This is a genomic window from Psychromonas ossibalaenae ATCC BAA-1528 (genome assembly GCF_000381745.1).
GTDB classification, from domain to species: Bacteria; Pseudomonadota; Gammaproteobacteria; order Enterobacterales; family Psychromonadaceae; genus Psychromonas; species Psychromonas ossibalaenae.
Genome location: NZ_KB906977.1, coordinates 104459 through 117425, shown reverse-complemented (window position 1 = coordinate 117425; position 12967 = coordinate 104459). Strand labels below are relative to the sequence as shown.

12 protein-coding genes and 1 rRNA gene are annotated in these 12967 nt (G+C 41.8%); 4 read left to right on the top strand and 9 right to left on the bottom strand.

Features of this window, described 5'->3' with window-relative positions; all coding sequences use genetic code 11:
• The 5 genes from G327_RS0107765 to leuC all read right to left on the bottom strand — a co-directional run.
• A 16S ribosomal RNA gene (locus G327_RS0107765) occupies positions 1-223 on the bottom strand; the annotation flags it as partial.
• 521 nt (positions 224-744) lie between these two features.
• Entirely contained in the window at positions 745-1185 is a 441-nt protein-coding gene (locus G327_RS0107760) for a DUF3010 family protein (protein WP_019614192.1), read from the bottom strand.
• Between the two features lie 111 nt (positions 1186-1296).
• Positions 1297-2826, bottom strand: coding sequence for an alpha-isopropylmalate synthase regulatory domain-containing protein (locus G327_RS0107755; protein WP_019614191.1), 1530 nt, complete (start codon positions 2824-2826; stop codon positions 1297-1299).
• Positions 2827-2955: 129 nt separating this feature from the next.
• Positions 2956-3576 (bottom strand): 3-isopropylmalate dehydratase small subunit, encoded by a 621-nt coding sequence (gene leuD, locus G327_RS0107750; RefSeq protein WP_019614190.1) that lies wholly within the window; start codon positions 3574-3576, stop codon positions 2956-2958.
• A 10-nt stretch (positions 3577-3586) separates the two neighbouring features.
• Positions 3587-4984: a 3-isopropylmalate dehydratase large subunit gene (gene leuC / locus G327_RS0107745; RefSeq protein WP_019614189.1), complete on the bottom strand. Its 1398-nt coding sequence runs from the start codon at positions 4982-4984 to the stop codon at positions 3587-3589.
• A gap of 339 nt (positions 4985-5323) precedes the next feature.
• Here leuC and rnd point away from each other — a divergent pair, with 339 nt between their 5' ends.
• Positions 5324-6433, top strand: coding sequence for a ribonuclease D (gene rnd / locus G327_RS0107740; RefSeq protein ID WP_019614188.1), 1110 nt, complete (start codon positions 5324-5326; stop codon positions 6431-6433).
• A 91-nt stretch (positions 6434-6524) separates the two neighbouring features.
• Entirely contained in the window at positions 6525-7874 is a 1350-nt protein-coding gene (locus tag G327_RS0107735) for an AmpG family muropeptide MFS transporter (RefSeq protein ID WP_019614187.1), read from the top strand.
• A gap of 72 nt (positions 7875-7946) precedes the next feature.
• On the opposite strand, the gene G327_RS0107730 is transcribed toward G327_RS0107735, so the two are convergent.
• The 4 genes from G327_RS0107730 to pomA form a co-directional block, all read right to left on the bottom strand.
• Positions 7947-8798, bottom strand: a complete 852-nt coding sequence (locus G327_RS0107730) for a PA4780 family RIO1-like protein kinase (protein ID WP_026339252.1) — start codon at positions 8796-8798, stop codon at positions 7947-7949.
• Positions 8799-8856: 58 nt separating this feature from the next.
• Positions 8857-9585 carry a copper homeostasis protein CutC gene (locus G327_RS0107725; RefSeq protein ID WP_019614185.1) on the bottom strand — a complete coding sequence of 243 codons (729 nt, stop codon included), beginning with the start codon at positions 9583-9585 and terminating at the stop codon, positions 8857-8859.
• 123 nt (positions 9586-9708) lie between these two features.
• Positions 9709-10713 carry a flagellar motor protein MotB gene (locus G327_RS0107720; protein WP_019614184.1) on the bottom strand — a complete coding sequence of 335 codons (1005 nt, stop codon included), beginning with the start codon at positions 10711-10713 and terminating at the stop codon, positions 9709-9711.
• Positions 10714-10715: 2 nt separating this feature from the next.
• Complete coding sequence (gene pomA, locus G327_RS0107715) at positions 10716-11489, bottom strand: flagellar motor protein PomA (RefSeq protein ID WP_019614183.1); 774 nt, start codon at positions 11487-11489, stop codon at positions 10716-10718.
• 231 nt (positions 11490-11720) lie between these two features.
• Between pomA and xseB the strand changes: the two genes are divergently transcribed.
• Entirely contained in the window at positions 11721-11954 is a 234-nt protein-coding gene (gene xseB, locus G327_RS0107710) for an exodeoxyribonuclease VII small subunit (RefSeq protein ID WP_019614182.1), read from the top strand.
• Positions 11955-12064: 110 nt separating this feature from the next.
• Positions 12065-12955, top strand: coding sequence for a (2E,6E)-farnesyl diphosphate synthase (ispA, locus tag G327_RS0107705; RefSeq protein WP_019614181.1), 891 nt, complete (start codon positions 12065-12067; stop codon positions 12953-12955).
• The last annotated feature ends 12 nt before the right edge of the window (positions 12956-12967 follow it).

The following is a 12967-nucleotide window of genomic DNA, read 5'->3' as shown; positions in this document are numbered from 1 at the left end:
GCGATAGCATATAAATAGAGGCCACCTTTGGTCCGTAGACATTATGCGGTATTAGCAGTCGTTTCCAACTGTTGTCCCCCACAACAAGGCAAATTCCCAAGCATTACTCACCCGTCCGCCACTCGTCAGCAAGATAGCAAGCTACCCTCTGTTACCGTTCGACTTGCATGTGTTAAGCCTGCCGCCAGCGTTCAATCTGAGCCATGATCAAACTCTTCAATTTAAAGTTTAATGCGGTTTCTTTTTCGTGAGAAAAAGAGAACCTAGCTCAATATTACTGACTAAAACTAAAGAACCTAAGTTCTTTTGTTATTCTGAATTAATGAATTAATTCGTGTGTCACTATTATTGATGTTGCCTTACAAGTAAGGTCTTTGATTTTTTTGAAATCACATCAACAACAAGTGTCCACACAGATTGTTTGATTAAATTGTTAAAGAGCGTGCCTTTCGGCGAGGATAAGAGTTTGACTTGCGTCGCTCCCGTTTCCGTGGATGCGCATTATAGAGATCGAAACTATGTTGGCAAGCATTAATTACTGTTTTTTTGCCCCAAAGATGCCGACTGCTTAATTAACAAACAAACACATGCAAAATAGTTTGTTTTCCGAGCAGTTTTCGAATTTACTAAATATAAAAAGTAATAAAATTTAGCAGATCTGTTTGCTTGTATACAAAAAAGGCCTGCAAAGTTAACTTTGCAGGCCTTTTTTATCAGCAGAGACTAAATCTCAAACCAATTTACCTAAGCTTGCGCTTCAGCTTGATGTTCCAGGTAAGCAAATGCTGTTAGCAATGCCTGTTCCTGAAATTGTTTTAAACCAACTTCACGCGCGTCAGGCCTAACTTGTGCTTTAGACAAACCTTCTTTGATATAAGCTGAAGACAGAACCAGCACCTTCAATTCAGGCATTAACTGTAAAGCACCTTCAATTTTAAAACTTAAAGGTTTACCTGCATATTTACCTTTTAAATCTCGCTGCTTGATCACAACAGTATCAACTTTGTAATCTTTCATTAACTGTGCAAAGTCAAACTGGAACTTTTTAAGCGGCTCAGTATTAATCGCATCTGCTAAGCTTAATTTAGCAACACGTACTTTAGGGACATCATATAAACCTTCTTTTAACTGTATTATGCTGATAACCGCTTCGTTACCTGTTAACTCTACACCACAAACTCTCATGAAAATCCCCTTAATTTTAAACGGACTGCATTATATAGTGAGTTTCAAAAACAAAAAAGCCTTAATGAAAAATTAAGGCTTGCGGGCAATTAAGATTATAGAGCAGTTCGTTTAAGCTGCCTGATGTAATTTTAAATTAATCATACGTATTGTTGCACCAATACCCGCTAATACCTGATTAGTGTTAACGCCGCGGGTCGAAAACTTAGTATCACCATCGGACCAGATAACCGTACATTCAGTTAATGCACTTGTCTGCCCGCCCGGGGGAATACGCAGCTGGTAGTCAAGCAGTTCTGGAAACTGAAAATTTTCTTTATCTAAAACTTTTTTCATCGCACCAATAAATGCATCAAAGCCGCCGTTACCGCTGCCGCTGGTTTTGTAAATGCTGTCATTAACACGTACACGAATACTGACCGTTGATTCCAGCTCTAATCCGGAGTTAATTGAACAGTTAAGCAGCTCAACATAGTTATAATCATTGCGCTCTAATAAATCAGCAATAATGAACGGCAGATCATCTGAACTGATACTGGCTTTCTGATCGCCAAGACGCACAATACGCTGCAGCAGTTTCTTCTGCTGATCATCATCCAGTTCAATATCCATTGCCTCCAGGTTTTTCGCTAGAGATGCTTTACCGCTCATTTTACCTAAAGCGTAGCTGCGTGAGCGGGCAAAACGTTCCGGTGTTAACGCGGAAATATATAATCCGCCTTTTTTATCTCCATCAGCATGAATACCGCTGGTCTGAGTAAATACATCCGCCCCTACAATCGGCGTATTATCTGCAATACGTTTACCGGAAAAGTTTTCCACTAACTGGCTTAAGTTATGAATTTCACTTTCATCAATATTAACCTGTTTACCCAGTTTATCTTTTAAAACAACTGCAACTTCAGTCAGAGATGCATTACCGGCACGTTCACCTAAACAGTTCATTGTGCAGTGTATTGCACAGACCCCGGCTTTAACAGCATAGATAGCATTAGCGGTTGCCAGGCCGTAATCATTATGCGGATGGAAATCAAACTGCAGGTTTGGAAAACGTCCGACCATATCACTTAAACTGCTGAACACTTCATCGGGAGACATAACACCTAATGTGTCCGGAAGCATAAAATGTACAATGCCGGAGTCCTGAAGTTTTTCAAGCATCTGGTAAACATACTCAGGACTGTCCTTATAACCGTTTGACCAGTCTTCAAGGTAAATATTAACGCTTAGCCCCTGCACCTGTGCATATTTAATAGTTTGTTTTACATCGTTTACATGCTGATCTAGTGTTTTGCACAGCTGTTCTGAGCAGTGCTTTAAACTGCCTTTAGCTAACAGGTTTAATACTTTGCCGCCGGTATCAACAATCCAGTCAACACTTAATGTATGATCAACAAAACCTAATACTTCAATGCGTTCAACAAATCCTTCTTTCGACGCCCAGTTATTAAGCTTTGTTACCGCATCTTTTTCACCTTCTGAAACACGAGCAGAGGCAACTTCAATGCGGTCAATTTTTAGTTTCTGTAATAATGCTTTAGCAATGCTGACTTTTTCAGCTGGAGAAAATGAAACCGCCTGGGTCTGTTCACCATCACGTAATGTTGTATCCATTAGCTGCACAATGTTCTGTTGTGTCATTCCCTTACTCCACTTTTTACTCTGGTTTTAAAAGCTTATTGTAATAAGCGCTTCTCATTACAATATGTTTTCGATAAAAAAGGCGCAACAGGTGCGCCTTATTTTCACTTTATTGTTAAATAATAGTGATTAAGCGTTTTCCCATAACCACGGAAGACGTTTTTTCTGTGCCTGCTCATACTCAGAAATTTTATCTTCGTGCGTTAACGTCCAGCCGATGTCATCTAAACCTTCAAGTAAAGACTCTTTACGGAATGCATCAACATCAAAGTTAATCACAAGGCCGCCAGGCGTTGTTACTTTTTGCTCAGCAAGATCAACCGTAAACTCAACACCTTCATTTGCTGCAATTTCAGCCATTAATGAAGCTAGCTCTGTTTCAGTTACTTTTATCGGTAATATCGAGTTTTTGAAACAGTTGCTGAAGAATATATCTGCAAAACTTGTTGAGATAATAGTATTAAAACCGTAATCAGCAATTGCCCATGGCGCATGCTCACGAGATGAACCACAACCAAAGTTTTCCCCAGCAACTAAAATTTTAGCGCCTTGGAAAGCTGGTTTATTCAACTCAAAATCAGGATTAGGTGTTACGTTATCCGCAAGAAAACGCCAGTTATGGAATAAGTTGATACCAAAACCTGTACGTTCAACTTTTTTCATAAAGTTTTTAGGAATGATCTGGTCAGTATCAACATTACTGCGGTCCATTAGGGCCGCGATACTTGTATGTTTAATATATGGTTGCATTATCTAATTCCTATTTCCAGTCACGGATATCAACGAAGTGACCTGCGATTGACGCAGCGCCGGCCATAGCAGGAGATACAAGGTGAGTACGACCACCTTTACCTTGACGACCTTCAAAGTTACGGTTTGAAGTAGAAGCACTACGCTGACCGTCTTTTAGCTCATCGCCGTTCATTGCAAGACACATTGAACAACCCGGATCGCGCCATTCCCAGCCGGCTTCAACGAAGATTTTATCTAACCCCTCTTTCTCAGCTTGAATTTTTACAGGAAAAGAACCCGGTACAGCGATCGCTTGTACGCCGTCAGCTACTTTTTTACCTTTGATTATTTCTGCCGTGGCACGGAAATCTTCAATACGGCCGTTAGTACAAGAGCCGACAAATACGATATCGATATTGATATCGGTAATCTTTTGACCTGCTTGAACGTCCATGTATTTAAGTGCACTTGCACACGCCTGCGCTTTTACTTCATTATCAAAGTCAGATGGAGACGGTACAACACCTGTTACAGAGATAACCTGCTCTGGAGATGTACCCCAGGAAACTTGAGGTGCAATATCTTCAGCTTTAAGGGTGATCACTTCATCAAACTCAGCGCCTTCATCAGTTTTCATTGATTCCCAATATGCGACAGCCTGCTCCCAGTACTCACCTTTAGGTGCAAACTCACGACCTTGCAGGTAATCATAAGTAACTTGATCCGGAGCAACTAGGCCTGCACGAGCACCCGCCTCAATTGCCATATTACAAAGGGTCATACGACCTTCCATGGTTAGATCAGTGATTGTGTCACCAGCAAACTCCATTACATAACCCGTACCACCAGCAGTACCTGTTACAGCAATAATTGCTAATGCAATATCTTTAGCCGTTGAGTAAGCAGGTAACTTACCTTCAACTTTAACTAACATTGTTTTTGCTTTCTTCTGCTGTAACGTTTGTGTTGCCATAACGTGTTCAACTTCAGATGTACCAATACCAAATGCTAACGCACCAAATGCACCGTGTGTTGCTGTATGGCTGTCACCACAAACAACAACCATACCCGGGTGAACAAAACCATGCTCAGGTACAACGATATGGATAACACCATTTTGATCACTGTCCATACCGTAAAGATTGATTTCATTCTCTTCACAGTTAGATGTCATTGTTTCAACTTGTTTTTTCGCAATAGCATCAACAATGTTGTAACGATCTTTAGTTGGTACACAGTGGTCAATTGTACCAAGGATGCTGTGTACGTTACGCACTTGACGATTTTGTAAACGAAGACCTTCAAACGCCTGCGGGCTTGTTACTTCGTGCATCAGATGTCTGTCAACAAACAGAAGCGGAGATCCTGATTCTGGTTCATGAACCAAGTTCGCGTCCCAGATTTTTTCATACATTGTTTTAGTCATTATTTTCCTTACCACGCTATATGTTTTTTGCTATTACAATCTATCATCCTTTGATAGAAACCAAATGAGAATCATTCTCAGAGACAGGTTGTTTGGGGATTTCAAAAATAACATACTAATTGATCCCCATCAAACTCACAAGATAGCGACGGAAAAATCATCGTTAAAAAACGATTATTTATTCACTTAACGATAAATATTATGCAAATTCTACTAAGGGTAAGTAGGTACAGCAGTAATTAATAATTAAAAACTTAGCGAGTGTTAATATGAATGGATGATTTTCAATAAATTCCGTAAGATAGAGACATACATCAACCTATTTCTCAGGAGTATCCAATGCAATTTGAAATAATAACAACACAAGCACAATTGCATGCTTTTCTAGTAACACTCGACGATAGTCCTATCTCGCTTGATACAGAGTTCGTACGTACCCGTACCTATGTCGCTAACCTGGGCTTACTACAGGTTTCACAAAATAAGATAATTACCTTAATCGATCCTATTGCCGTAGGTGATCTGTCTGCTTTCTGGCAGGCCCTGGATAATAAAACCTGTATATTACATGCCAGCAGCGAAGATTTAGAAATTGTCCGCCAGCATAAAGGCGACCTCAATATTAAACTTTATGATACACAGATAGCCTGCGCATTTTTGAATTTAGGCGCTTCTCTGGGTTACGCAAAAATGGTTGAAAATATAGAGGGTATTATTGTTGATAAAGGAGAGTCTCGTACCGACTGGTGCGCACGTCCTTTAACTCCCAAACAGATAGACTATGCAGCGGCGGATGTTTTACATCTGCAGCCTTGCCTGGAAGAACTGCAGAAACAGCTTGCCGATAAAAAGATGACAGATTTCTTCGAACAGGAGTGTCAAAGCACGCTGGATCTTAAAATGAAAAAACAGGATCCGGAAAAGGCTTACAAATCTCTGAATAATTTATTTAAATTAGACCGGCAGGGTTTAGCTGTGATTAAAGCCTTAGCAACATGGCGCCTGCTGACAGCGCAGGAGCGCAATCTGGCACTAAATTTTGTAATTAAAGCAGATCATTTATGGTTATTAGCACATTATCGTCCGACCTCACTTGAAGATCTGCGCCGCTTAAACTTATTACCCAATGAAATTCGTATTCATGGACAGCAGGTACTGCATATCATCGCAACGATATTAAATCAGGATGAAAACAGTTACCCGCCACTTGTTTCACGTTTAGTAGATTTTCCGGCTTATAAGAAAACCCTTAAAACAATGCGTGATAAGATAACTCTATGTGCTGAAAAGTATGACTTACCCGTCGAATTAATCGCATCTAAACGAATTATTAACGAATATTTAAGCTGGTCGTGGAAGCTTAATGCAGAGCAGAAGAAAACAGCGGACAAACCAAAACTTCTGACCGGCTGGCGATTTGAGCTGATCGGACATCAATTCGAGCATTAGTCATTAATTATTGAGACTTATTTACAAGTCTCAATCAGCACCTTAACTCTGAGTATCCAATCTTTCCCTTTTAATTAAAAGCACTGTTGTTATGTCTAGTTCTGAGTCCTGGTTACAAAGCTGCAAAATATACCTTGAAAAACGGGTCGCCATTTTATTCTTTTTCGGCTTCTCTGCGGGTCTGCCCATACTGCTGGTGTTTTCAACACTGTCTTTCTGGCTCAGAGAAGCAGGAGTAAGCCGCGCCAGCATTGGTTTTTTCAGCTGGATTGCACTCGCTTATGCCTTTAAATGGATCTGGTCCCCTTTTGTTGACCGTTTATCCATCCCGATATTAACCCGCTGGCTGGGACGACGGCGAGCGTGGTTATTGTTATCACAAATTTCGATTATCCTGGCCTTAATTGGTATGGCGAGCAGTGATCCACAGCAGAATTTAACCCTGTTTGCAGTTTTTGCTCTAATTGTCGCCTATTCCTCTGCGACACAGGATATTGTTATTGATGCATTTCGTATTGAATCTGCTCCTGAGAAATTTCAAGCGGCCATGGCGGCGGCTTATATGACCGGATACCGCTTAGCCATGATTATGGCCGGTGCCGGTTCGCTGGCCATTGCAGCCTGGGCAAGCAGCAGTGATGCTTATCAGTTATCTGCCTGGTCAATGTCTTATTTTGTTATGGCAGCCTGCATGGGCGTGGGCATTATCACCACTTTTGTCTGTCACGAGCCTGCTTATCATGACCAGCAGACTGCAGTTAAAAATAAGATACAGAGCAAACTTGAGCATCAGCACCTTCCGCAGACTATCGCGCGCTTTTTAGCCTGGCTGGATATCGCTGTTATTGCGCCTTTTGCCGATTTCTTTAATCGTTACGGCAAACATGCGCTGCTGATTTTATTACTAATCGGCACATACCGGATTTCAGATATAGTGATGGGCATTATGGCGAATCCGTTTTATGTGGATATGGGATATACAAAAGGAGAAGTAGCAGCTATTTCTAAAGTCTTCGGTGTGGTGATGACCCTGTTAGGTGCTGGACTCGGAGGCGTTTTATTAACCCGTTACAGCACTTATTCAATACTGTTTCTCGGCGCTTTATTAGTCGTTATTACCAACTTGATTTTTGCCGTATTAGCATTTGTCGGTAAAGATCTTGTTTTGTTAACTGTGATTATCTCAATGGATAATATCAGTGCCGGCATTGCCACCACCGCTTTTATTACTTACATCTCCAAGCTCACCAATATTGAATTCTCAGCAACTCAATATGCATTATTCAGCTCAATGATGCTGCTGTTTCCAAAATTTATTGCCGGATTTTCAGGAGTCTATGTAGATAGTTTTGGTTATGTGAATTTCTTTGTCGGATCTGCACTGATTGGTGTACCCGTTCTGGGGTTAATTGTTGTACTCAAAAAGATTATTGAAGAGTAAATAGCCGAATGTTGTAATTAAACACTTCGCCTTCTTCGGAAGGCGAAGTGTTTTAGACTTGATATAAGTGAACTACAGTTCAAGTTCGAGAATACGCTGATTGTTCTCTTCGTATTCTTCTCGAGCAGCACTGATTTCACCCAGTACATTATTTACATCGGTTAGTTTATCAGACTCTGCAAACCTACCCGTTAAAACAGTATTACAAGTTAATAAGCCTGCTTCATATAATGCCCAGATTTCCTGACCATAACGACTGCCGCGTAACTGCGACGCAAATTGAGAATAATAACTGGTCATATTATTCACATCACGTAATAACATGCGCTTTGCGTTATTATTGGCGGCAGCGTCAACAGCCTGCGGCAGGTCAATGATCACAGGCCCCCATTCATCGACCAGTACATTAAATTCCGACAAATCGCCATGGATAATACCGACGTCTAACATGCGCACGATATAATTCATTATTTCCAGGTGATCTTCTAGAGCCTGCTCTTCTGACATAGATACATCATTAAGACGCGGAGCGGCAAACCCCTCTTCATCAGTGATCAGATCCATCAGCAGCACACCTTCAAAACAGCCGTAAGGCTGCGGAACACGTACGCCGGCATCCGCTAGTTTATAAAGCGCTTCAACTTCGGCATTCTGCCAGACCTCTTCCTGCTGCTCACGTCCGAACTTTGAGCCTTTTTCCATTGCTCGAGCACGGCGTCCGTTACGAACTTTACGTCCTTCATTGTACAAAACAGCCTGCTTAAAACTGCGTTTACTGGCTTCTTTATATACTTTGGCACAGCGGACAGCATCACCACACTGGACCACATAAACCGTTGCTTCTTTGCCGCTCATCAGCTGGCGTAACACGCTGTCGACTAAACCATCGTCAACCAGAGGTTGTATTCTTTTAGGTATTTTCATAGTGCGGTTATACATTAAATTTAAGCAATAATAAACACAGAATAAATATTGGTAGTTTTTAAAATGGATTAACAGCACTCTTAAGCATGTCAATATTATCTGCATCGGTAACATTTATGCTGAGAAATTCAGGCAGTTTTCCACATGCTGTAATTTTTTTCATATGGCTGGCTCGTAATTTTTTCCCTGACAAATGCACTTCACAGATCCCTGACTCTTTTATTATCATGCCGACATTGTCGCTATTGATACCTGCTCCAGCCATAACCGATAAACGCCCTGCACTCTGCTTCACCATCTGGTTAATAACAGCCCGACCGTCATAGGCATTATCGGCAAGACCCGAGGTTAATATCCGTTCACAACCGGCACTCATGACTGCTTCAACCGCACTGTGAACATCACGGCAGCAGTCTATGGCACGGTGAAATGTAACTCCTAAACCAGCTGATTCACGCATTAAGCTTTTAAGAATATCTTTATCTATCTGTGCATCTTCATTAAGTACGCCGAAGACCACGCCTTGAGCACCAAGCGAACGAGCGCTATGAATCTCTTTAAGCATCATTTCAACTTCAAAACTTGAATATAAAAAATCGCCGTCTCGGGGACGGATCATGGTATAAACAGGGACAGAAGCGTGCTTAACTGCCAGTTCAATCAAACCTGAACTTGGTGTCAGCCCGCCAAGAGCCAGAGAACTGCACAGTTCGATACGCCCTGCACCGGACTTTTGTGCTGTAAATAAAGATTCAATATTATCAATACACACTTCTACATTAATCATATGTCCCTTCTTCTATCAATTAGTCAAAAAAAAACCACCTATTAAGGGTGGTTTTATATCTTATATTATTATCTACACAAAGACTCTAATCATAAAAAAATAATTTAGCACGTCTTGAATTTTTTAAGGGTCGGTGCTGATCTCTTCACTTTCAGCCGCTTCCCCCTGCATAATCATTATCTCGACACGCCGGTTTCTGCGTCGTTCCGATTTGGTTTTATTGGTGGTCAGAGGTTTACTGTTTGCATATCCGACAACAACCAGTTTCTTATCACTAATCGCATTCACCTTTAACATTTCATGGGCAACGGAGACGGCGCGCTGTGCAGACAGATCCCAGTTAGAACGGTACAGTTCAGACTGCACCTGCTCATTATCGGTATGACCAGAGATTGTAATAACACCGGGTACATCAGCTAAAATCTTAGCAACCTTTTTTATAACCGGACGAAAACGCGGCTGCAGAAAAGCAGATCCCGACGGAAATGCACCTTTCTCTCGAACTCTGATAATCAGCTGCTGGCCAAGCGCTTCAATTTCAATGGCCCCGTCTTCAATTTCTTCCCTTAATTCCTGTGCAATTTTTTTCGCTAAACCGTGCTGTGCAGATACCCCCGGCGCCGGATTAAAATCTTCTAATTGTGTTTCTTGAGATTCACTGACAGTCTCTTGAACTGGCGCTTCCTCTTTCTGGCCATCCGCATCTGACTCAGAGGATGCATTCGCGGCTTCGGCTTCAGTTTCCTGCGGTGAAGCCACTTTACGAACTTTTACATTTTCCTGACCGCCAACTCGACTGGCATCCCCTTCCTGGAAATCCAGTTTAGCTTTGGTTATCTCTATGGTCTGCTGCATGATAACTTCAATCGGAGTGGGCTCAGGTTTACCAGGCCGAAACTCCTGCGCGATAACCGAGGTTCCCTTAGGGATATCTTTTACTTCTAACATCGACTGCACACCAAAAGCATATTTCATCGAACCGGCAATCTGTTTAAATTTAAGTACATCCATTTCCGAAAACGAAAGCAGCAGAACAAAGAAACACATCAGCAGCGACATTAAATCAGCAAATGTACCCATCCAGGCCGGCAGTCCTTCGGGCGGGCATTTGCATTCTTCTTCAGCCATGACTATTCACCGCCTTCATCGGTTGTTTCAATATCGCGTTTTGATTCCGGCAGATAGTTACGTAATACCCCTTCGATAACGCGCGGGTTCTGGCCGTCCTGGATACCTAAAACCGCATCAAGGATAAGACTACGGTTAAGTTTTTCTTCCGATGCGCGCAGTTTAAGTTTATCAGAAATAGGCAGGGCAACCATATTTGCGACGATTGCACCATATAATGTGGTCAGCAAAGCCACCGCCATTGCCGGTCCGATTGATTTGGGATCGTCCATATTTGAAAGCATCGCCACCAGACCGACCAGTGTCCCTATCATGCCCATGGCAGGAGCTACATCACCAAACTGTTTAAAAATATCGGCCCCCACTTCATGACGCTCGGACGTTAAACGAATATCATTTTCAAGTGTCGCCCGTACCACATCGGCATCATGACCATCAACCAGCATATCAACCCCCTTCTGCATAAAGGGATTACTGATTTCAGCCTCTTCCAAAGCCAGAAAGCCGCCTTTTCTGGCCGCATCAGCCATTTCCACTGATTTAGCGATTAGTTCAACAGGTGAATCAGTTTTGAACATGAACGCTTTCATGGCAATTTTTACAGCACCTAAAAATTGCCCTAAGTTGTATTTCATCATCACCACAAACAAGGTACCGCCAAATACAATCAATATTGACGTAACATCGATGAACATATCAATAGTGCCGCCCATCAGCATTGCCATAATTACAAAACCAAAAGCACCAAGTATTCCGAGCAGTGTTGCTAAATCCACAAAATATTCCTTTAAAATAACACGTTAAATAATCTAACTTCCCATATAACTGCAAAGTATAGCGTTTTCTCTTTAGATTGCAGTTAAACATTTATCATTTGAAACAAGGTTTTTGCGGTCATTCTGAATCAGCTCACAACTTCACTGTTTAGAAATTATTTATCAATGGATAGTTTGACTTATTGCCAGCTCACGGTACTCTTAAAAAAAATTTATTAAAGAGAATCAACCATGGCGTTAAAAAAACCTGAAAATATGCTTTACGAAGAAGCAACTGCTGAATTAGAGAGTATTGTCAGTCATTTAGAAGAGGGTGATTTACCTCTGGAAGATGCTTTAAAACAGTTTGAGCGTGGTATTTCTCTGGCCCGAAGCAACAGTCAGAAACTGCACAAAGCTCAGCAGCAGGTTAGTATATTAATGCAGCAGGATGCGCAGTCTCCACTTCAGGAATTTAATGATTAATCACACTTATCAGTATCCCTGGCCATCTTCGCTACCATTCGATTGCCTGCCGGGATAGTCTGATACTCAGTTCCTTTCATTAGACTTAAGTAACAGAATAATAAATATCTATGAAACAAATAACAGACACACTTAGTCAATACCAGAACCGTGTAAACACACAGTTAAGCACTTATATCGATATTAAATCTCCGATTTCAGAAGAGCTGAATAAGGCGATGGCCTACGGGGCTTTATTAGGCGGTAAACGCGTCCGCCCTTTTTTAGTTTATGCGGTAGGTGAGATGCTGGGGACTTCCCTGAAAAACCTTGATCCCATCGCCTGTGCTGTTGAATGTATCCACGCCTATTCATTAATTCATGATGATCTGCCGGCAATGGATAACGATGATCTGCGCCGCGGTCAAAAAACCTGCCATAAAGAGTTCGATGAAGCCACAGCCATTTTAGCCGGTGATGCCCTGCAGAGCCTCGCTTTTGATATTCTCTCTATGCCCAGTCAAGGGCTCGATGCGGCTACGCAGATTAAAATGATCAACCGTCTGGCAAAGGCGTCGGGAGATCATGGGATGTGTGCCGGTCAGGCATTAGATTTAGCAGCAGAAAACAAGCAAGTCGATCTGCGCACCCTGGAAACTATTCACGGGGCAAAAACCGGTGCCTTGATACAGGTCGCCGTTGAACTGGCGGCTTTAAGCAAAGCAGATCTTGATCCGGAGCATATGGCGCTGTTAAATACATTCTCAGCCTCTCTGGGTTTAGCTTTTCAGGTTCAGGATGATATTTTAGATATAACCGGTGATACTGAAACACTGGGTAAACCGCAGGGTTCGGATATCGCACTTAATAAATCAACTTACCCTGCCTTACTCGGTTTAGAACAGGCAACTGAAAAAGCACAAAATCTTTATCAAGAAGCGCTTCATGCTTTATCACAATTGCCCTATAATACCGAATTACTTGAATTATTTTCTCAATATATCATCAAACGAGATAGATAAATTTTAATACTC